Source organism: Stenotrophomonas forensis, from assembly GCF_028752115.1.
In the GTDB taxonomy this organism is placed as follows: domain Bacteria; phylum Pseudomonadota; class Gammaproteobacteria; order Xanthomonadales; family Xanthomonadaceae; genus Stenotrophomonas; species Stenotrophomonas forensis.
Genome location: NZ_CP082270.1, coordinates 1439482 through 1459132, shown reverse-complemented (window position 1 = coordinate 1459132; position 19651 = coordinate 1439482). Strand labels below are relative to the sequence as shown.

The window sequence follows — 19651 nt, the reverse complement described above, 5'->3', positions numbered from 1 at the left end:
GCGCATGTGTAGACCAAAGTCGCCGCCGTCCGTTCAGCCCGCGCCCTGCGGCCCGTTCACCGCCACCAGCCGGAAGGGCTTCAGGTCGGTCAGGGTCATCCGTTCCAGCGGCTGCGGCCGTTCGATCGCATAGCCCTGCAGGCCCTGTACCCCCAGCCTGGTCAGCGCGCCGGCCACCTCGGCGGTCTCCACCCACTCGGCCACCACTTCCATCTGCAGCTCGCGCCCCAGCTCGCTGATCGCCCGCACGGTGGCGTGGCTGACCGGATCGGTGTCCATGTCGCGCACGAATGCACCATCGATCTTCAGGATGTCGGCCGGCAGCTGGCGCAGGTAGCCGAACGAGGACAGGCCGGAACCGAAGTCGTCCAGCGCCATCCGGCAGCCCCGCGCCTTCACCGCATCGATGAAGGCGCGCGCCTGGCTGAGGTTGCTGATCGCAGCGGTCTCGGTGATCTCGAAGCACAGCTTGGACGCCAGTGCGCGGTTGCGCTCGAGCAGGTCGCAGACGAAGGCCAGGAATCCCGGTTCGGCGATCGACTGGGCCGAAACGTTGACGTTGCACAGGCCCAGCTGGCGTACATGCGCCGGGCAGACCTGCAGGTGCCGGAACAGCAGCCCGAGCACATGGCGATCCAGCGCCACGGCCATGCCGTAGCGCTCCACCGCCGGCATGAACTGGCCGGGCAGATGCAGGCTGCCGTCGGTGCCGCGCATGCGCACCAGTACCTCGTAGTGCAGGTAGGACGGATCTCCCACCCGGGCGATGCGCTGCGCATACAGCAGCATGCGGTTCTCGGCCATCGCCAGGCTGACGCCCTGCAGGCGTTCGGCCTCCAGGCGCCGTTCTTCCAGCGCCATGCGGTTCTCGTTGAAGCAGTGCACGCGGTTGCGGCCCGCCTGCTTGGCCGCATAGCAGGCGCTGTCGGCGGCACTCATCAGCCAGTTCACGTCGGGGGCATCGGCACTGACCTCGACCACGCCGATGCTGCAGCTCAGCTGCGGGCTGCCCTCGCTGATCGGGAAAGTGGCCTGGCCCAGGTTGCGGATCACCCGCTGCAGCACCCGCTTGGCTTCGTCCTGACCAGCATGGGCGAGGAACACGGCGAACTCATCGGCACCGAGCCGGCCGACCCAGTCGCCATCGCGCACGGCCGCCACCAGGTAATCGGCGAAACTGCGCAGCATCTGGTCGCCGGCGGCATGCCCGAAGCTGTCGTTGACCAGCTTGAAATGATCCAGGTTGATGTAGCACAGCGAATGCGTGCCACCGTCGCTGCGCACCTGCAGCAGCGCGCGCTCCAGCAGGCGTTCGATCTCGCGGCGGTTGATCAGGCCGGTCAGCGGATCGTGGCTGGCGTGATGCTCGATCTCACGTGCCAGCGCATGGTTCTGGCTGACATCCTCGATGATCGCGAACACCGACAGCCCCCCGCTGCTGTGCACGCCGGTACCACTCCAGCGCCCCCAGACCAGGCTGCCGTCGCGCCGCCGGAAGCGCAGTTCGCTTGGCCGCAGCTGCCGGTCCCAGTCGATGCGGCCGACACCGTCGATGACCAGTTCGCCGTCCATCAACAGATCGTGCAGTGACATCTGCAGCAGCACATCGCGACGATAATCGAGAATGTCCGCCATGGCCTGGTTGGCCTCGATCACCTTGCCATCGGTGTCGAGCTTGAGCATGCCCACGTTGGCCTGGTAGAACGCCGCGCGGAAACGGCTCTCGTGCTCGGTCAGGTCCTTGCCGACGCGACGCGCCAGCGCCACGGCCATCAGGCTGATCGCAAGCACCGACAGGCCCGCAACCATCAACGTGGCCAGCCTCACCAGCGTCGCCATCCGCAACAGCGCCTGCGAGAACGCCTGGCTCTGCACCTGCATCCGCCGATCAAGGTCACCCAGTTGCTGCAGGTAGCGATCACGCGCGGCGATCGGCAGCGGGCCACTGTCGTGCCGCAGCTGCAATTCATCGACCAGGCGCTGCACCGCCATCAGGTCGCCGTCGGTCTTCCGCCACAGCGCGGTTGCTTCGCGGAAGGCACCGATATCGCGTGCATAGCGGAACGAGAACACCAGGCGCGGAATATCAGCGCGCGCGTTGCCGCCCTGCAGGAACCCCTGCCTGGCCTTGGCTTCATCCGGCTCAGCCTGCTCCAGCGCCAGCCGCGCCTGCAGATCGCCCAACGGCACCTGCAGGGCCTGGCGCGCGTCGTCCAGGTCCTGGGCATCGCCCCGCGCCAGGTAACGACTGAGCGCGGCGGTTGCATCCTGCTGACCGCGCGACCAGTAGCCCTGGCCGGCAATCCAGGCGGTGGAGGCCGCCTGCAGTTCCTGGATCAGCGCGGACAGTGCGACCAATCCAATCGCCATGCCCGTCAGCAACGCAAATCGCAGTCCCAGGCCCCGGGTCATGGGAACCCGTCGGCTCTGCTGGTCCGTGCCACTCCTACCCATCCCGGATCCCCCCGAATGTGCTGCGGTGACAACCTCCCTTGGAACTGGCTCAGCCTAGGACCGGGAATGTGTTGACCATGCGAAAAAGGGGACGGAGGGGATTAAGTCGTTTATGGCATAAGCACCTGGCCTGCCATTTACGACTTAATCCCCTCCGTCCCCTTTTTGCGGGCCCGGAACGGGCAACGCCAGCCCGAAGGCTGGCGTTGTCAGGGCTGCGGTGCGGCTCAGTAGCTGCGCGGGCCGCGCGGCTTGAAGCCGTCACGACGCGGCGGGCGGCTGTCGCGGTCACCGCCGCGGTCGCCACCGTGGCCACCCGGACCACCCGGGCCGCCACGACGCGGGCCACCCGGGCCGCCCGGACCACGCTTGTCGAAGCGCGGCTTGAACGGACGCGGGGCCGGGTTGGTGTCTTCACCCGGCGCCAGCGCGCGCATCTGCAGCTGCTGGCCCGACACCCACACCTTCTGCAGGTGCGACAGCACGTCCGGCGGCATCTGCGCCGGCAGGTCCAGCAGCGAGAAGTCGTCGTGGATGTCGATGCGGCCGATGAAGCGGCTTTCCAGGCCCGCTTCGTTGGCGATGGCGCCGACGATGTTGGCCGGCTTCACGCCGTGCTGGTGGCCGACCGAAATACGGTAGGTCTCCATGCCCTGCTCCGGCGCACCACGCGGCGGAACCTCGCGGCGCGGGCGCTGCTCGAAACCACCTTCGGCATCGTCACGACGCGGGCCACGCTCGAAACGCGGGCCGCGCTCGTTGCGGTCGAAGCGATCGCCACGCTCCGGGCGGTCGCCACGGTCGAAGCGCTCGCGCGGTGCACGCTCTTCGCGCGGCGCACGCACCGGCGGCTGCAGCAGGAACGGGGTGTCACCCTGCAGCATCTTGGCCAGCGCGGCAGCCACTTCGATGGCCGGCACGTTCTGCTCGTTCTCGAAGCGCTCCAGCAGCTGGCGGTAGAAGTCCAGGCCACCGGCACCGAGGGTTTCGGTGATGCGCGAGGTGAACTTGTTGATGCGGGTATCGTTGACCGCTTCCACGCTCGGCAGCTGCATCTCCTCGATCGGCTGGCGGGTAGCGCGCTCGATCTGGCGCAGCATGCCCTTCTCGCGCGGGGTGGCGAACAGGATCGCTTCACCGCTGCGGCCGGCGCGGCCGGTACGGCCGATGCGGTGCACGTAGCTTTCGGTGTCGTACGGGATGTCGTAGTTCAGCACGTGGCTGATGCGCTCCACGTCCAGGCCGCGGGCGGCCACGTCGGTGGCAACCAGGATGTCCAGCTTGCCTTCCTTCAGCATGGCGATGGTGCGCTCACGCTGGGCCTGCTGCATGTCACCGTTGATCGCGGCCGCGGCCAGGCCACGGGCCTGCAGCTTGCTGGCCAGTTCTTCGGTGCCGGCCTTGGTGCGGGCGAAGATGATCATCGCATCGAACGGCTCGACTTCCAGGATGCGGGTCAGCGCGTCCAGCTTGTGCATGCCGCTCACCCACCAGTAACGCTGGCGGATGTTGGCCGAGGTGGTGGTCTTGGCCGCGATGGTCACTTCCACCGGGTCCTGCAGGTAGGTCTGCGCGATGCGGCGGATCTGCGGCGGCATGGTGGCCGAGAACAGCGCAACCTGGCGCTGTTCCGGCAGCTTCTTCAGCACGGCCTCGACGTCATCGATGAAGCCCATGCGCAGCATTTCATCGGCTTCGTCCAGCACCAGCGTCTTCAGCTCGGACAGGTCCAGGGTGCTGCGGTCGAGATGGTCGATCACGCGGCCGGGAGTACCGACCACGATGTGCACGCCGCGGCGCAGCGCCGACAGCTGCTGGCCATAGGGCTGGCCGCCGTACACCGGCAGCACGCGGAAGCCGGGAATCTTCGACGAATAGGACTGGAACGCCTCGGCGACCTGGATGGCCAGTTCGCGGGTCGGCGCCAGGATCAGGGCCTGGGGCTTGATCTGCTGCAGGTCGATGTTGGACAGTACCGGCAGTGCGAACGCTGCGGTCTTGCCGGTGCCGGTCTGGGCCTGGCCCAGCACGTCGCGGCCTTCCAGCATCGCCGGGATGGTGGCGGCCTGGATCGGCGACGGGGTTTCGTAGCCGATGGCGGTGACCGCCTGCATCACGGGTTCGGACAGGCCGAGCTGCGCAAACTGCAGCGGCGCTTGGGAATCTTGGGACATGGGGAACTCCAAAGGCACTGCCGTCGTTCTGGCAGTGCGATAAAAAAGGGATGGTCCGCGCTTTGGGCGCCCTTCTTATCGCGTGCCCTGGCGCTGCTCGGTCGGAGGAGATTTCACTCGCTCAGAGCGGAATGATACCGCATTGATCCTGAACGAGGCGTACAGCTTTTCCGGGCGCGTGCGGTCATGCCCGGTGCTGGCGCACAATACGCGCCCTCTTTCCGGCCCGGCCACCGGCCTGCGCCCTCTTCCCAGGAACCCCGCTCCATGCAGATTCTCGAATTCGACCTCGACGGCGACTACGTCGAACTCAAGCAGCTGCTCAAGCTGGCCGACCTGGTCACCAGCGGCGGCGAGGCCAAGATGGTCATCAGCGAAGGCCAGGTATTGGTCGACGGTGAGGTCGAACTGCGCAAGGCCTGCAAGATCCGCGCTGGCCAGGTGGTCGAGTTCGCCGACAGCCAGATCCGCGTGCTGGCTGCCGGCTGATCTGAACCCGTTCAGGCCACGCGCTGGGTCAGGTGCGAGGCGATCAATTGCCTGAACGGCGCCACGCCCTGCGCCACGCGCAGGCCGGCCGCACGCAGCAGCCGCGCAGGGCGTCGATCGTCGGTGTACAGGCTGGCGATCGCGTTGGTGGCCTCGTACAACGGCCGCGACGCCAGTCGATGGCCACGCTGATAGCGGGCCAGCATGCCTTCGGCCGCGATGTCGGCACCACGCCGCTGCTGCCCGACGATGCCCTGCGCCAGCCGCTGTGCGCTGGCCAGGCCCAGGTTGAAGCCATGCGCGGTGACCGGGTGCATGCCCACCGCCGCATCGCCGACCAGCGCCGAGCGCTCGCCCACGAACCGGTGCGCGTATACCCCCACCAGCGGATACGCCTGCGGCGTGGCCACCGGCTGCATCCGGCCCAGGCGGTGCTCGAAGCAGGCACTGATGGCCTCACCAAACGCCACCTCGTCCATCGCCAGCAGTTCCTCGATCTGCCGCGGCGGCAGCGTGATCACCGCCGATGCCTGGCCCTCGTTGAGCGGCAGCAATGCCATGGTGCGGCCATAGCCGAACCACTCCCACGCAGTGTGGTGGTGATCGCGCTCGACCTGCATGCGGCAGACCAGCATCGATTTGCCGAAGTCACGCATCTGCGCGCCGATGCCGAGCATGCGACGGGTTGCCGAAAAGCGGCTGTCGGCAGCTACCAGCAGCCGCGCGTGCAGCTTGCTGCCGTCGTCCAGCGTAACCACGTGGCCCTGTGCATCGGCCTGCACGCCCAGCACCTTGCGGCCATCGAACAACTCCAGCCCGTCCTGGCCCTGCACGGCATCCCACGCGGCGCGGCGGATCAGATGGTTGGGCACCAGCCAGCCCAGCGGCTGGCCGTCGACCTGGCTGCTGGCGAAGGTCAGCGCAAACGGCGAGCCGCCGTTCATCACTCTTGCATCGCGCAGCTCGGCCACTTCGGCCTGCGCCAGGCGCTGCCACAGCCCCAGCTGCTCCAGGCTCTGCCGCGAGGCATGGGTCAGCGCGATCTCGCGACCATCGAAGGCCGCCTCGGCCAGTACCTGGCGCGGCTGCACCTCCACCAGCCCGACCTGCAGGCCGCTACCGGCCAGCGCGCGTGCGAAGCACAGTCCCGCCGGGCCCGCGCCGACCACCACCACGTCCATCCTGCGCATGCGCGCCTCCTGCCGTTGATCCAGTCCGCGCCAGCATAGCGCCACGCAGCTGACCGGCCTTGATCTGGATCAGGCCCGGCTCACAACAACGCGAACACCAGCGCCAGGATGGCCAGCAGCGATACCGCCCAGACCAGGCTGCGCACATAGGGCACGCCGGCGGCATACAGCGGCAGATAGACCACCCGCGCCCAGAAGTAGGCCTGCGCGGCCAATGCGGTGGTGTCGTTGCTGCGCCCGGCCAGCACCACCGCGATCGCGGCGGCGGCGAAGAACGGGAAGGTCTCCAGGAAGTTGGCCTGGGCCCGCTGCAGGCGGCCGGCCAGCGCACTGAGCGGCCGGGCCTGGCCATCACGCGCCGAGGCATTCCACTTCAGGCCACGCTCGCGGGTGACCACCGTGGAGGTGGCGAAGATGTAGACAAAGCCCAGCAGCACCGACCAGGCCAGCATTGTCAGTTCAGTTGCCATCATTGCGCTCCTCAGGGTGCCGATGCACGCAGGCTGTAACCGGCCAGGCGCCACACCTGGTCCTCGTCGAAACGGAACGACACCAGTTCGCGTACCGGCTGCGCGCTGTTGGCGAAGCGGGTCGGGAAGCTGACGTTGATGTACAGGCCTTCGGGCACGGCGGCACCGGCGCCGTACTTGACCCGGGTGATGGTCGGCTGGCCGCGGCCGGCCATCGCGCCCAACCGCGTGCGCTCGGTGGTCAGCTGGCTGACAAAGGCCGCCTTCGGCACCGCACGTCGCGCGACGGCGGAGGCGCCCTCCCACAGCTCGCCGGCACGGTTGGCATCGACCAGCTGCGCCGCCTTCACTGCGGCTGCGCCCATTTCCGCGTCCTGCTTCTGCACCTGCGCCTGCTGCGCGGCGGTCAACGCCGGGGCACCGGCGGTGGCCGGCTTCGCGGCCGCCGGCGATGCCGGCGCCGGGCGCGCGGGTGCAGGTGCGGGCGTGGCCGGCGCAGGCACCTGCGCCAACGCAGTGAAGGGCATCAGGGACAGCAGCAGGAGCACGCGCTTCATGGACACCGCCGGTTACCGGGAAAGAACCGCAGTCTACGCCAGCACAGTGAGCTGTTCGTCAGTGCGCGTGGGCGCTGCCCTCGACCACGGCAGCGTCGGCCTGCGCGGCAGGCTTGCCGGCGTCCGCAGGAGCCTGTTCGGCCACCGGCGGCGGCTCGGACGGTGCCGGCGGCAGCGTGGCCACATCGATCTCCGACAGCGGGCTCTCTTCGGGACACACCGCATCCGGGAAACCGAAGCGCTGCTTCAGTGCCTGGCCACAGCTGTTGATCGACTCCATGTCAGCGCCTTCGCGCTTGCACTGCTGGTCGAAGGCGATCAGGAACGCATCCTTGCGCTGTACGAAATCATCGCCGCAGGCGCGCATCTGCTTGATCCGCTCCAGGTCGTCCTGCACGGCGTTGGTGCCATCCAGGCCGTACTGGCGCAGCTCGTCCGGGGTCAGCAGGCGCAGGCTGCGGTTGGGCACGGTCATCATCAGATCGGCCACGCCCACCGCCACGCCGTTGCGCTGCAGGTAGTCCTTCACGTTGTCGTAGACCTCGTGCAGCTCGCGGTTGAGTTCAGCACGCGAGGTGGCCTTGGAACTGATGCGCATCATGCGGTGGATGCCGACCTTGCCCGACAGCAGGCGGTTGTCACCGGCGGCCAGCACGAACACGCAGGCACTGTGGCAGATCGAGCCTTCGCGCACCCAGATGGTCCAGCCCGATTCACCGATGCTGTCACCGGCCACGATGGCCGATTCCACCTGGCCGCCGCTGGAATCCAGGTCGAGGATGCGCTTGTGGATCTTCTGCTCGTCGGCGACCACGGCCAGCCGCCACATCATCTCGGCGAAGCCCGGATTGATCTTTCCGGAATAGCGCACGCGCATCAGGCCACGCTCGGCGCAGGGCGCCAGCGCCTGGCTGATCTGATCGCGCTGCAGGCCTTCCAGCTCGATACCGTCGCCGGCCTCGCCTGCGTACTCGGTGCTGCAGCTGACCCAGGCGCGGCCATTCTCCAGCTGCGCCTGTGGCCACGGCCGATCGGCCCGGCTGCGCGGCGGCGCGGGCGGCGGCGGTGCGTCAGCCGCATTGATCGACACCATGTTCTCGCCATCACTGGCCGGCGCCCGCGCAGCCTTGTCGGCAGCGGTCACATTGCCCGGATTCTCCAGCTGACTGCAGCCCGCCAGGGCCAGGCACAACAGGGGCAACCAGCGGAATTTGGCGGACATCGGCAACCGGTCTTCATGAGAGCAAGGGCCACAGTCTACCCGTCCAGCGCGCGCGTTCAGCGCGTGGCACTGAACCCGCTCTGACCCTCGGGAAAGCGTGTCGACCAAGGTCGACACCTACCCACAGCAAAAGCGTGCCGACCAACGGTCGGCACCCACCAACTGCAGCGACCAACCGCCCCGCCATCCCACGGACTGCCAGCTCTTGATTGAGACGTTGACGTTGCGGGTGCAGGGCTGCAAGCCCTGCCAGCACCCTCTCCAGCATCCATGTCCGAATCCGGCGAGTATCCCCGCCCGCACCCGCCTAGACTGGCGCCATGGACACCGCCCTCGCCCTCGACACCGCCGCCTGCGACCGCGCCCGCCTGGCCCGCGACGCACGCTTCGACGGCGTGTTCTTCACCGCCGTGCGCAGCACCGGCATCTATTGCCGCCCGGTGTGCCCCGCGCCCCCGCCAAAGCCGCGCAACATCACCTACTACCCGAGCGCCGCTGCCGCCGCCGCCGCCGGCTACCGGCCGTGCCTGCGCTGCCGCCCGGAACTGGCGCCCCAGGCCCAGCAGGCACTTGCCGGCCAGGCCGTGCAGCGCGCCCTGGCCCTGATCCAGGGTGGCTTCCTGCAGGAACAACCGGTGGCAGACCTCGCAGAGAAGATCGGACTCAGTGCACGCCAGCTGCAACGGCTTTTCGTTGAACACCTGGGCGCGACACCCGGACAGATCCACGCCACCCATCGCCTGCTGCTGGCCAAGCAGCTGTTGACCGAAACCACGCTGCCGGTGACCGACGTCGCGCTGGCAGCCGGCTACAACAGCCTGCGCCGCTTCAATACCGCGTTCCTCCAGGGCTGCGGCATGGCCCCCACCGCGCTGCGCCGCCAGCATCAACCGCTCGCCGCCGATGAGGGGGGCCTGGTGCTGCGCCTGGCCTACCGGCCACCGCTGGACTTCCCACGCATGCTGGCCTTCCTGCGCAAGCGCAGCCTGCCCGGCATCGAACTGATCGGCGAAGACGGCTACCAGCGCGTGTTGGGCACGCCTGAGCGGCCCACCCTGCTGCGCGTCACCGCCGATCCGAAACGGCCGGAACTGCACCTGCAGCTGAGCGCCGTCGATCCGCGCCTGATTCCGGATATCGTGCGCCGCGTGCGCCGCGTGTTCGATCTGGATGCCGACCTGCAGCAGGTGCACGCCGCGCTGAGTGAGGAACCGCTGCTGGCGCGCGGTATCGCCGAACGCCCCGGGCTGCGTGTTCCGGGCGGCTGGGATGGATTCGAAGTGGGCGCGCGCGCGGTGCTCGGCCAGCAGGTCAGCGTCGCCGCGGCCACCACGTTCGCGCGGCGCCTGGTGGATGCCTTCGGCGCACACCTGCCGGGCATGCCATCGGACTTCGATCGCCAGTTCCCCGCACCCGAGGTGCTGGCCGGGGCGCCGCTGGAATCGATCGGCCTGCCGCGCAGCCGTGCCGCTACCGTGCGAGCACTCGCAGCCGCCTGCGCCAGCGGCCAGCTCGATTTCGGGCCTGGCCAGGCGCTGGAAGAGTTCGTCACCCGCTGCGTGGCACTGCCCGGCATCGGCCCGTGGACCGCGCAGTACATCGCCCTGCGGGGCCTCGGCCAGCCTGATGCCTTCCCCGCCGGCGACCTGGTGCTGCAGCAGGTCCTCGGCCATGCGCAGGGCCAGCGCCTGAGCGAGCGTGCCACCGAAGCACGCTCGCAACCCTGGCGGCCGTGGCGCGCGTATGCCGTACTGCACCTGTGGCACCTGTCCGGCACTTTCGTTGGAGAACCGACATGACCCTGTTGTTCGACCGTTTCGACAGCCCGATCGGCGTGCTGACCATCGCCGGCGACGAGCGCGGGCTTGCGCATGTGCTGTTCCCGGAGAATCGCCATCCGGCGCGTGGCCGCGACGACTGGCACTACGCGCCGGATGCGCTGCCGGAGGCCCGCCAGCAGTTGCTGCAGTTCCTGCACGGCGAACGCAGCAGCTTCGATCTGGAACTGGCACCGCGCGGCACGCCGTTCCAGCTGCGCGTGTGGCAGGCGCTGGCGCTGATTCCGTTCGGGCAGACCTGGAGCTACCTGCAGCTGGCACAGCACCTGGGCCAGCCCAGCGCAACACGCGCGGTGGGCGCCGCCAACGGCCGCAACCCGTTGCCGATCATCCTGCCCTGCCATCGCGTGATCGGCAGCAACGGCGCACTGACCGGGTTCGGCGGCGGCCTGGAGACCAAGGCCGCGCTGCTGCGCCTGGAACAACGCCAGGCCCCATTGTTTGCATGAGGGCCGGCCGGGCTGCGCCCGGCACCCGCAGAAACAACGGCAACGTCAAAAGCCAGACCGGCTCTGGATTGATGTGGGTTGGGCGGCGCGGGGACAAGGAAGAATGCGCGGACACGCTGCGCCCTTCCGCGCAGCGTGTCTTGGGCCGGTCATTGCGCCGGCTTATCATGCGCGGATGACTTCCGTACGCCTGACCTGCGCGCTGGCGCTGCTGCTGCCATTGGCCGCCTGCACCACCGCGCCCGCGCCCTCCGCCTCCGTTGCCACGCCCGTTGCTGCGGCTGCGCCGCCGAAGCTGCTGCTGATCTCCATCGACGGCCTGCGCGCCGACGCGCTCGATCGCGGCCTGACCCCGAACCTGCAGCGGCTGATCGACGGTGGCGTGCGTGCACGCTGGATGACCCCATCCTATCCGTCGCTCACCTTCCCCAACCACTACACCATCGTCACCGGCCTGCGCCCGGACCACCACGGCATCGTCAACAACAGCATGGACGACGAGGCACTGGGCCGTTTCGAACTGAGCAACCGCGAGGCGGTCACTACCAGCGCGTGGTGGGGCGGCGAGCCGATCTGGGTCGGCGCCGAGAATGCCGGCGTGCGTTCGGCCACCACCTCGTGGCCGGGCAGCGAGTCGGAAATCCGCGGGGTGCGCCCGAGCCAGTGGCGCATCTACGACGGCCAGGAACCGCTGGAACAGCGTGCCGGCATCGTGCTTGACTGGCTGGCGCAGACCGACGCCGATGCGCCGCGCCTGACCACGCTGTACATGGAGCACGTGGACAAGGCCGGCCACCACTACGGCCCGGATTCGAAGCAGTATGCCGACGCCATCGTGCGCGCCGACCAGATCGTCGGCCAGGTGCTGGATGGACTGCAGCAGCGCGGGCTGGCGTCGACAACCAACGTGATCGTGGTGTCCGACCATGGCATGGCCAGCGTCGCCGACGGCCACGTGATCGCCACCGAATCGATGGCCGATCCGGCCATCGCACGCAATGTCAGCCAGGGCCAGTCGGTGGGCTTCGCACCGGTCGCCGGTCGCGAAGCCGACGCCGAACGCGTCCTGCTCGGCCGCCACGCCCACTACGAATGCTGGAAGAAGGAAAACCTGCCGCCGCGCTGGCACTACGGTACGCACCCGCGGGTGCCGCCGATCGTCTGCGCCATGGATGAAGGCTGGGATGCCCTGCATCGGGACAGGATCGCCAAGCGCACCAAGCAGGATCGCGGTTCGCATGGCTACGACAACGCCCTGCCGTCCATGCGTGCGGTGTTCGTGGCCGGCGGCCCGTCGTTCCGCCAGGGCCTGGTGATCGATGGCTTCGACAACGTCGATGTCTATCCGCTGCTGGCGCATCTGCTGCAGGTGCCGGCCGCGCCGAACGACGGCAACCCGGAAACGCTGAAACAGACTCTGCGCTGACGCCGCCGTAGAGCCGGGCCCACGCCCGGCTCGGCGAACAGGCATAAAAAAACGCGGCGCCAGGCGCCGCGTTTTTTCTTGAAGCGGTCGACCGGCCGGATCAGGCCTTGGCGACAGCCTTCTTCGCCACAGCCTTCTTCGCCGGAGCCTTGGCCACGGTCTTCTTGGCAACCGGGGCGGCGGCGCCTACGGCGACCTTGCTCGCGGTGTGCGAACGGGCGTTGCCGTAGCTGGCGTTGTAGCGCTTGCCCTTGGCGGTCTTGCGGTCACCCTTACCCATGTCTTCAACTCCTCAAGTGTGAAATCTGGTTACCCCGTACTGACACGGGTTCGGCGGGGCCGCCTTGCTGGGCGCCCCCGCGCACGATCGGAAATCCTATCACGGAGCGCCTAGTGCGCGCAGCTGGCGTCGTGCACGTGGCCGTGATTGAGGCGCAGGTTGACCAGGTGCGCGACGCCCACCAACAGGCCACCGATGGTCATCACCACCGCATGCGGCACCGCGTTGTGATGCAGCGGGTCGTACAGCACGCCGGCCCACAGCGCGACCAGGCCCGGAATCAGGAAACCCAGCGCGCGCAGCGCACCATGCCGGCGATAGCCCCAGACCAGGCTGAACAGCCCGAGCAGGGTCACGAACACCACCAGCGCCTGCTCCACGCCGTCGCTCAACCAGAACGACAGGCCCAGCGACGGCGCCGCCGCCAGCAGCACGGGGATCACCGCGCAATGCACCGCGCACAGCATCGAACCAGTGGCGCCGAATCGGTCGAGCAGGTGGCGCAGGCGTGAGGACAGGGACATGACTTCCAGCAGGGTCGGCGAATCGTTATGGAATAATATAACATCCGTTCCCGACCCGCACGGTTTCCCTCCCCCTGTCCCACCGACGGGATTCGTGCGCCCTGCTATTGATACATTGTAACAAAGGACCTGCCCATGCCCGCCCACACCCCCCGGCTCAAGCCGCATTCCCTGGCCCTGGCCCTCGCCGCCCTGCTGCCGTCCGCCGCCTTTGCTGCCGGCCAGGACAGCGCCCATCGTGACCGCCACCTGACCGAGCTGTCGTCGGTGCAGGTCACCGCATCGCCGCTGCAGGGCGATGCCGAATCGCTGGCGCGCCCGGTCGAGGTTCTCGCCGGGGAACGCCTGGACGAGCAGAAGGCCGGCACCCTCGGCGATACCGTAGCCAAGCTGCCCGGCGTGCAGAGCACGTTCTTCGGCCCGGGCGTCGGCCGCCCGATCATCCGCGGCCAGGAAGGCCCGCGCGTGGCGGTGCTGTCCAATGGCATGGGCAACATGGATGCCTCCACGGTCAGCGCCGACCATGCCACCAGCATCGAGCCGTTCCTGGCCGACCAGATCGAAGTGCTGAAGGGGCCGGCCACGCTGCTGTTCGGCAGCGGCGCCATCGGTGGTGCGGTCAACGTGGTCGATGGCCGCATCGCGCGCGAACTGCCGGAGCGTCCGCTCAGCGGCCGTGCAGAACTGCGCGGCAATTCGGTGAACAACGAACGCAGCGGCATGTTCCGCCTCGATGGTGTCAGCGGCAACGTCGTGCTGCATGTGGACGGCCTGGTGCGCAATGGCGACGACTACCGCATCCCGGGTTACGCGGTGATCGACAGCCTGGAAGATCACCACGACCACGATCATGACCACGATGCGGCCGAGAGCGAAGAACCGCGCCGTGGCCGCCTGGACAACAGCTCGATCCGCACTCGCGCCGGTGGCGTCGGCGCAACGTGGCTGGGCGACGGTGGTTACTTCGGCGTATCGGCCAGCACCTACCGCACCAACTACGGCATTCCCAATGGCGCGCACGTGCATGCCGACGGTGATGATCATGGTCATGACCACGGCCACGACCACGGCGATGAGGAGGAAGGCGGCGACGAGCATGACGTGCGCATCGACATGGTGCAGAACCGCTTCGAGACCAAGGCCGGCATCTACGACCCGGTCTCGTTCCTGAAGAACATCAACGCACGCGTGGCCTACACCGACTACGAGCACGTGGAGCTGGAGGCCGGCACGCCGTCGACCCGCTTCACCAACCGCGGCATCGAAGCGCGGCTGGAAGCCGTGCAGCAGCAGATCGGCGGCTGGGACGGTGCCTTCGGTCTGCAGTTCGGCAACAGTGATTTCGGCGCCAAGGGCGAAGAAGCCTTCGTTCCGGATACCGGCACCAGGAACATCGGCCTGTTCGTGCTGCAGGAAAAGCAGTTCGGCCCGTTCAAGCTGGAACTGGGCGGCCGCCACGACCAGGTCAAGCTGGACCCGACCGGTGACTACCGTCGCCGCACCTTTGGTGCCACCAACCTGTCCGCGGCGGGCATCTGGAAGCTCAACGACGCGGTGGACCTGCGCATTGGCGTGGACAGTTCCGAGCGTGCGCCGACCAATGAAGAGCTGTACGCCGCTGGCGCGCACATCGCCACCCGTTCGCTGGAAATCGGCGACGCCAACCTGAAGACCGAGCGCGGCCAGCGCGTGGAACTGGGTATCCACACCCACAGTGACCGCCTGGACTTCTCCGCATCGGTCTACCAGACCAAGTTCAAGGACTTCATCTACTTGGCCGACACCGGGGTTACCGAGGGCCTGCCGGTTCGTGCCTGGACCCAGCAGGACGCGGTATTCCGCGGTGCCGAGGCCGAAGCGCTGGTGCACCTGTTCGAAGGGGGGGCCGGTGATTGGGACCTGCGCCTGTTCGGCGATTACGTGAAGGCCAAGCTGGATGGCAGCGGCAGCCGCAACCTGGACATCGCAGTGCCGCACGGCGACCACAACCACAACTACACGGTGGAGCTGGCCAACACCGGTTACCTGCCGCGCATCGCTCCGGCCCGCGTCGGCGCCGACCTGCGCTGGTCGAAGGACGGCTGGCGCGCGTCGGTCGGCGCGGTGCGCTACAGCCGCCAGAAGGACGTCGCGCAGAACGAGGAACCGAGCAACGGCTACACCCTGGTCGATGCGCACCTGGCCTACCGTTGGGATCGCAATGCGAGCAACAGCTACGAGGTGTTCCTGGATGGCAGCAACCTGACCAACCGCGAAGTGCGCCCGCATACCTCGCTGCTGCGCGACTACTCGCCGCTGCCGGGTCGTGGCGTCGCTTTCGGCATCCGCGCGTTCTTCTGATCGCGCACGGCGGGGTCGGAGCCCATTCCGCAGGAAAGGGCTCTTGACCTCCCTCATCCACGCATGGCGTGGATCTAAAGCATCTCCAGCGGGGGCCTTCGGGCCCCCGTTTTCATTTCCGCCAACACCATCACGCAAGCGTCACAAAGATGTGCGTACGACAACAAACGGACAATCCCGCCACTCAATGTCTCGCCAACCGGACATTAATGTCCGAAAATGAACCCATGACCGCCCAACGTGCCGATGCCGCTGCCCGCCGTGCCCTCATCCTCGACGCCGCCGATCATGTCTTCGGCCAACATGGCGTCACCGCTCCACTGGACCTGGTGGTCGAACGCGCCCAGGTGGGCCGCGCCACCCTGTACCGCAACTTCCCCGACCGTACCGCGCTGATCCAGGCGCTGCTGCAGCGTACGGTCGACCGCATCCGGCGCCAGGTCGAGCAGCTCGGCGACCGCGACGACGCCTTGTTCGAGGTGTTCGAGGGCATGGCCCAGCGCATCATCGATTCGCCTGCCCTCGCCGATTACTGGCGTGCGGTGGATTCGGACGTGCCGGCCATGCGCACCGCGCGCGAGACCGTGCGTGACCTGCTGGAAGCGCCGATTGCCCGTGCCAAGGCCGCCGGCCTGTGCCGCGCCGATCTGGAGAAGACGGATATTTCACTGATCTCGGGCATGCTGGGCGCAGCCCTGCGCGGCAAGACCCGCGACGAGCGCGCCCAGCTGGCCGGGCGTGCCCTGCAGCTGCTGCGCGGGGGTCTGCAGGGAGCACCCAGCGAGGCGCGCTGATGGTCCAGCCGTATCTGAAGCCGGTTCCGGATTGGGAGGAGCACGAGAAGCCGACCATGCCCGGTTCGGCGTCGATGCCCTGGCATCCGCCCTATCGGCGCGTGGCCTACGCGCTGGTATCTCTGCTGGTGGCGATCACCGGCGGCCTGGGCAACGCGCTGGTCACCGCCAACCTCCCGTTCCTGCAGGGCCAGCTGGCGCTGACGCCGACCCAGGGCAGCTGGCTGGTGGCGGCCTACGCGATGGTCAATGTCACCGCCAACCTGCTGGCCTTCAAGTTCCGCCAGCAGTACGGCATCCGCCTGTTCGCCGAGATCGGCCTGGGCCTGTACGCAGCGCTGGCGGTGCTGCATCTGTTCGTCGGCAGTTTCGAGACCACCCTGCTGACCCGCGCCGCCAGTGGCTTCGCCGGCGCCGCCTGTTCGACACTGGGCACGCTGTACATGCTGCAGGCGCTGCCGCGCCGCTTCACCGGCAACCTGCTGGTGGTGGGTGTCGGTCTCTCGCAACTGGCGGTGCCGATTGCCTGGATCGTCTCGCCGGGCCTCGTGGATACCGGCCAGTGGCACCAGCTTTACTCGTTCGAAGCCGGCCTTGCCCTGTGCGCGTTCGCGGCAGTGGTGGTGCTGAAGCTGCCGCCCGGCATCCAGATCAAGGCCTTCGAGCCGATGGACTTCCTCACCTTCGCCCTGCTCGCCCCTGCCGTTGCCCTGCTGGTGATCGTGCTGGCACAGGGCTATACCCGCTGGTGGCTGGATACGCCGTGGCTGGGGTGGGCACTGGTCGCCTCGATCGCGTTGTCCACCACCGCCTTCATCATCGAACACTACCGCCGCAACCCGCTGCTGCAGACGCGCTGGCTGGCCAGCCTGCCAGTGCTGCACTTCATCGTCGGCGCGTTCCTGATCCGCTTCCTGACCACCGAACAGTCCTACGGCGTGGTCAACCTGATGCGCACGCTGGGCATGGGCCCGGACCAGCTGCGCCCCCTGTTCGGCGTGATCCTGGCCGGCGTGATCACCGGCATCGCGGCGGCGTCGCTGACGTTCGGGCCGAAGCGGCTGATTGCCCAGCTGCTGATGGCGATCCTGCTGCTGGGCACCGCTGCCTTCTTCGACCAGCACCGCACCAGCCTGGACCGGCCGCACGACTTCTACGTCAGCCAGTTCCTGGCCTCGGTCGGCGCCGGCATGTTCATGGGCCCGCTGATCATGCTCGGCATCTCCGCCGCACTGAAACAGGGCGTGGACCACATGATCACCTTCCTGGTCACGCTGTCGATCACCCAGACCCTGGGTGGCCTGGCCGGTTCGGCGGTGCTCGGCACCTTCCAGCTGCATCGTGAGCAGCTGTATTCCAGCGCATTGACCAGCCAGCTCGATCCGGCCGACCCGGTGGTCGCGCAGCGCCTGCGCGTGCAGCAGCAGCTGTACAGCGCGCAGATCACCGATCCCGTGCTGCGCAGCGCGCAGGGCAGCGCGCAGCTGGCGCAGATCACACGCCGCGAAGCCAATGTGCGAGGCTTCAATGATGTGTTCACCCTGAGCGGCTGGCTGGCCATCGGCTTCCTGTGCTGGTTGCTGCTGCTGTCGCTGCGTACCGCCGTGATCAAGCAATGGCGCAAGCGCCACCCCACGTCCCCTGCTGCGGCCACGCCGGTCGCGCCCCGTTGAGTTGATCGCCATGCCCCCTGTCCCGCCCCGCCCAGACGACATCGACGCCGACAACGTCACCCCGCCGCCACCGACCGATGCGGCGCCTGCGCCCACGCCCGCGGCGCCGGCGGCCGCGCCGAAATACCTCAAGCCCAGCGCGCGCAGCGTGGTGGTGATGGTGGTGGTGGCGTTGCTGGGGATCGCACTGATCCTGCGTGCCTGGCACCTGTGGCCCTTCACCAGCAGCGTGATGGTGACCGACAACGCCTATGTGCGCGGGCAGATCACGGTGATGGCGCCGCAGGTGAACGGCTACGTGACCGAGGTGCTGGTCAAGGACTTCCAGCATGTAAAGAAGGGCGAACCGCTGTTGCGCATCGATGACCGCATCTATGCGCAACGTGTCGCCCAGGCACAGGCGACGCTGGACAGCGCACGCGCGGCACTGGCCAATTCGGACCAGTCGCAGGCGCAGAACCGTGCGCAGATCGCCTCCGCACACGCCACGCTGTCGGCGGGCCAGGCCGAACTGCAGCGCTCGCGCAACGAGGCCCGGCGCTACGAGGAGCTGGCCGCACAGCAGCTGGTGTCGGTCAACGACCGCGACAAGTTCCGCACCAGCCAGGCCTCGGCGCAGGCCAGCGTGCAGCAGTCGCAGGCGCAGATCCGCATCGCCGAGGAAACGCTGGTATCGACCCGGGTGGCACGCAAGAGCCTGGAAGCGCAGGTGGAGAGCGCGCAGGCACAACTGGAACTGGCTCGCATCGACCTGGCCAATACGGTGATCCACGCACCGCGCGACGGCCAGATCAGCGAGGCCAGCGTGCGCGTGGGCCAGTACGTGGCCGCCGGCTCGCAGCTGCTGTTCCTGGTGCCTGACACGCTGTGGGTGGTCGCGAACTACAAGGAAGGCCAGACCTGGCAGATGGCGATCGGCCAGCCTGCCTCGTTCTCGGTGGATGCCTTCCACGGCCAGGTGCTGAGCGGCCGCGTCGAGGAGATCGCGCCCGCCACCGGGTCCGAGTTCAGTGTGTTGCGCCCGGACAACGCCAGCGGCAACTTCACCAAGGTGGTGCAGCGGCTGCCGGTGCGCATCAGGATCGACGGGGAGCAGAAGCTGGCAGCACAGCTTCGTCCGGGCATGTCGGTGATCGTGCGGGTGGATACCGCGACCAAGCCGATGGACTAGGGTACAGGCCCGGTTGCGCCGATATGAAACGGGGTCAGATCCCTTTGCCAATGGCGAATGGATCCGCCCCCCCTCCCATGCCGGCCAGCGGCCGGCACTACCGTTGCGTTACCCGGCGCAGCGGGCGCAGAGCCCGTGCACTTCCAGGGTCTGTGCCTGCGGCTGGAAGCCCAGCTCCTTGGCGCGCTTTTCCAGCTGGGTGACGATCTCGCGGTCTTCCAGTTCCACCGCGCTGTGGCAGCTGTTGCAGATCAGGAACGGCACCGAGTGCGCCGCGCTGCTGGGGTGATGGCAGGCCACGAAGGCATTCACCGATTCCAGCTTGTGCACGAAGCCGTTGGCCATCAGGAAGTCCAGCGCACGGTACACGGTGGGCGGGGCATCGGCGCCCACGCCCTTGCCGTTGCGCACCCATTCCAGCAGCTCGTAGGCCTTGACCGGCTTGCCGGCCTCGGCGATCAGCTTCAGTACGTTGGCGCGGATCGGGGTCAGGCGCAGCCCGCGTTCGCGCGAGACACGCTCGACCACCGCCACGAAATCCGATGCGTCGTGGACGTGGTGGTGCGGGGCGGTACAGGCAGTGGCGGTCTTGGCGGGCAT

17 protein-coding genes are annotated in these 19651 nt (G+C 68.0%); 8 read left to right on the top strand and 9 right to left on the bottom strand.

Translation table 11 applies throughout. The annotated features are described in order from the left end of the window. Positions 1-33: 33 nt before the first annotated feature. Together K5L94_RS06850 and K5L94_RS06845 are read right to left on the bottom strand one after the other, a co-directional pair. A complete protein-coding gene (locus K5L94_RS06850; protein WP_053449187.1) occupies positions 34-2454 on the bottom strand; it encodes a putative bifunctional diguanylate cyclase/phosphodiesterase in 2421 nt (806 codons plus the stop codon). Between the two features lie 227 nt (positions 2455-2681). After that, complete coding sequence (locus K5L94_RS06845) at positions 2682-4628, bottom strand: DEAD/DEAH box helicase (RefSeq protein ID WP_049432175.1); 1947 nt, start codon at positions 4626-4628, stop codon at positions 2682-2684. A 267-nt stretch (positions 4629-4895) separates the two neighbouring features. Here K5L94_RS06845 and K5L94_RS06840 point away from each other — a divergent pair, with 267 nt between their 5' ends. Next, positions 4896-5117, top strand: coding sequence for an RNA-binding S4 domain-containing protein (locus K5L94_RS06840; protein ID WP_006426190.1), 222 nt, complete (start codon positions 4896-4898; stop codon positions 5115-5117). An 11-nt stretch (positions 5118-5128) separates the two neighbouring features. On the opposite strand, the gene ubiM is transcribed toward K5L94_RS06840, so the two are convergent. From ubiM to K5L94_RS06820, 4 genes are all read right to left on the bottom strand, one after another. Further along, a complete protein-coding gene (ubiM, locus tag K5L94_RS06835) occupies positions 5129-6307 on the bottom strand; it encodes a 5-demethoxyubiquinol-8 5-hydroxylase UbiM (protein WP_053449186.1) in 1179 nt (392 codons plus the stop codon). Positions 6308-6387: 80 nt separating this feature from the next. Then, complete coding sequence (locus tag K5L94_RS06830; RefSeq protein WP_053449185.1) at positions 6388-6777, bottom strand: MAPEG family protein; 390 nt, start codon at positions 6775-6777, stop codon at positions 6388-6390. 11 nt (positions 6778-6788) lie between these two features. Further along, entirely contained in the window at positions 6789-7334 is a 546-nt protein-coding gene (locus tag K5L94_RS06825) for a DUF4019 domain-containing protein (RefSeq protein WP_164087909.1), read from the bottom strand. A gap of 58 nt (positions 7335-7392) precedes the next feature. Continuing rightward, on the bottom strand, positions 7393-8556 hold the full coding sequence (locus K5L94_RS06820; RefSeq protein ID WP_274512340.1) for a COG3904 family protein: 1164 nt from the start codon (positions 8554-8556) through the stop codon (positions 7393-7395). 320 nt (positions 8557-8876) lie between these two features. Here K5L94_RS06820 and K5L94_RS06815 point away from each other — a divergent pair, with 320 nt between their 5' ends. The 3 genes from K5L94_RS06815 to K5L94_RS06805 all read left to right on the top strand — a co-directional run bounded on the left by K5L94_RS06815 (position 8877) and on the right by K5L94_RS06805 (position 12269). Further along, the gene (locus tag K5L94_RS06815) at positions 8877-10355 is read left to right on the top strand and encodes a DNA-3-methyladenine glycosylase 2 family protein (RefSeq protein ID WP_274512339.1); all 1479 of its coding nucleotides are present in this window, start codon (positions 8877-8879) and stop codon (positions 10353-10355) included. Continuing rightward, the gene (locus tag K5L94_RS06810) at positions 10352-10843 is read left to right on the top strand and encodes a methylated-DNA--[protein]-cysteine S-methyltransferase (protein ID WP_049458877.1); all 492 of its coding nucleotides are present in this window, start codon (positions 10352-10354) and stop codon (positions 10841-10843) included. Before K5L94_RS06815 ends, K5L94_RS06810 begins: the two co-directional genes overlap by 4 nt. 175 nt (positions 10844-11018) lie before the next feature. Continuing rightward, on the top strand, positions 11019-12269 hold the full coding sequence (locus K5L94_RS06805; protein ID WP_180878241.1) for an alkaline phosphatase family protein: 1251 nt from the start codon (positions 11019-11021) through the stop codon (positions 12267-12269). Between the two features lie 100 nt (positions 12270-12369). Here the strand turns inward: K5L94_RS06805 and K5L94_RS06800 are convergent, their stop codons facing one another. Continuing rightward, positions 12370-12549 (bottom strand): 30S ribosomal protein THX, encoded by a 180-nt coding sequence (locus K5L94_RS06800; RefSeq protein WP_004150462.1) that lies wholly within the window; start codon positions 12547-12549, stop codon positions 12370-12372. Positions 12550-12659: 110 nt separating this feature from the next. Next, positions 12660-13073, bottom strand: a complete 414-nt coding sequence (locus tag K5L94_RS06795) for a MerC domain-containing protein (RefSeq protein ID WP_008264835.1) — start codon at positions 13071-13073, stop codon at positions 12660-12662. Positions 13074-13208: 135 nt separating this feature from the next. Between K5L94_RS06795 and K5L94_RS06790 the strand changes: the two genes are divergently transcribed. The 4 genes from K5L94_RS06790 (at position 13209) to K5L94_RS06775 (ending at position 19051) form a co-directional block, all read left to right on the top strand. Beyond that, positions 13209-15413: a TonB-dependent receptor gene (locus tag K5L94_RS06790; RefSeq protein WP_274512334.1), complete on the top strand. Its 2205-nt coding sequence runs from the start codon at positions 13209-13211 to the stop codon at positions 15411-15413. Between the two features lie 227 nt (positions 15414-15640). Beyond that, entirely contained in the window at positions 15641-16207 is a 567-nt protein-coding gene (locus tag K5L94_RS06785) for a TetR/AcrR family transcriptional regulator (protein WP_053508296.1), read from the top strand. Then, positions 16207-17880, top strand: a complete 1674-nt coding sequence (locus K5L94_RS06780) for an MFS transporter (protein WP_274512333.1) — start codon at positions 16207-16209, stop codon at positions 17878-17880. Before K5L94_RS06785 ends, K5L94_RS06780 begins: the two co-directional genes overlap by 1 nt. A gap of 10 nt (positions 17881-17890) precedes the next feature. Next, complete coding sequence (locus tag K5L94_RS06775) at positions 17891-19051, top strand: HlyD family secretion protein (protein WP_133934171.1); 1161 nt, start codon at positions 17891-17893, stop codon at positions 19049-19051. Positions 19052-19159: 108 nt separating this feature from the next. On the opposite strand, the gene K5L94_RS06770 is transcribed toward K5L94_RS06775, so the two are convergent. Next, on the bottom strand, positions 19160-19651 hold the full coding sequence (locus K5L94_RS06770) for a Fur family transcriptional regulator (protein ID WP_004150412.1): 492 nt from the start codon (positions 19649-19651) through the stop codon (positions 19160-19162).

Coding starts and splice junctions, on each gene's coding strand:
- K5L94_RS06850 (WP_053449187.1), bottom strand. CDS start 2,454: ATGGGTAGGAGTGGCACGGACCAGCAGAGCCGACGGGTTCCCATGACC.
- K5L94_RS06845 (WP_049432175.1), bottom strand. CDS start 4,628: ATGTCCCAAGATTCCCAAGCGCCGCTGCAGTTTGCGCAGCTCGGCCTG.
- K5L94_RS06840 (WP_006426190.1), top strand. CDS start 4,896: ATGCAGATTCTCGAATTCGACCTCGACGGCGACTACGTCGAACTCAAG.
- ubiM (WP_053449186.1), bottom strand. CDS start 6,307: ATGCGCAGGATGGACGTGGTGGTGGTCGGCGCGGGCCCGGCGGGACTG.
- K5L94_RS06830 (WP_053449185.1), bottom strand. CDS start 6,777: ATGGCAACTGAACTGACAATGCTGGCCTGGTCGGTGCTGCTGGGCTTT.
- K5L94_RS06825 (WP_164087909.1), bottom strand. CDS start 7,334: ATGAAGCGCGTGCTCCTGCTGCTGTCCCTGATGCCCTTCACTGCGTTG.
- K5L94_RS06820 (WP_274512340.1), bottom strand. CDS start 8,556: ATGTCCGCCAAATTCCGCTGGTTGCCCCTGTTGTGCCTGGCCCTGGCG.
- K5L94_RS06815 (WP_274512339.1), top strand. CDS start 8,877: ATGGACACCGCCCTCGCCCTCGACACCGCCGCCTGCGACCGCGCCCGC.
- K5L94_RS06810 (WP_049458877.1), top strand. CDS start 10,352: ATGACCCTGTTGTTCGACCGTTTCGACAGCCCGATCGGCGTGCTGACC.
- K5L94_RS06805 (WP_180878241.1), top strand. CDS start 11,019: ATGACTTCCGTACGCCTGACCTGCGCGCTGGCGCTGCTGCTGCCATTG.
- K5L94_RS06800 (WP_004150462.1), bottom strand. CDS start 12,549: ATGGGTAAGGGTGACCGCAAGACCGCCAAGGGCAAGCGCTACAACGCC.
- K5L94_RS06795 (WP_008264835.1), bottom strand. CDS start 13,073: ATGTCCCTGTCCTCACGCCTGCGCCACCTGCTCGACCGATTCGGCGCC.
- K5L94_RS06790 (WP_274512334.1), top strand. CDS start 13,209: ATGCCCGCCCACACCCCCCGGCTCAAGCCGCATTCCCTGGCCCTGGCC.
- K5L94_RS06785 (WP_053508296.1), top strand. CDS start 15,641: ATGACCGCCCAACGTGCCGATGCCGCTGCCCGCCGTGCCCTCATCCTC.
- K5L94_RS06780 (WP_274512333.1), top strand. CDS start 16,207: ATGGTCCAGCCGTATCTGAAGCCGGTTCCGGATTGGGAGGAGCACGAG.
- K5L94_RS06775 (WP_133934171.1), top strand. CDS start 17,891: ATGCCCCCTGTCCCGCCCCGCCCAGACGACATCGACGCCGACAACGTC.
- K5L94_RS06770 (WP_004150412.1), bottom strand. CDS start 19,651: ATGCCCGCCAAGACCGCCACTGCCTGTACCGCCCCGCACCACCACGTC.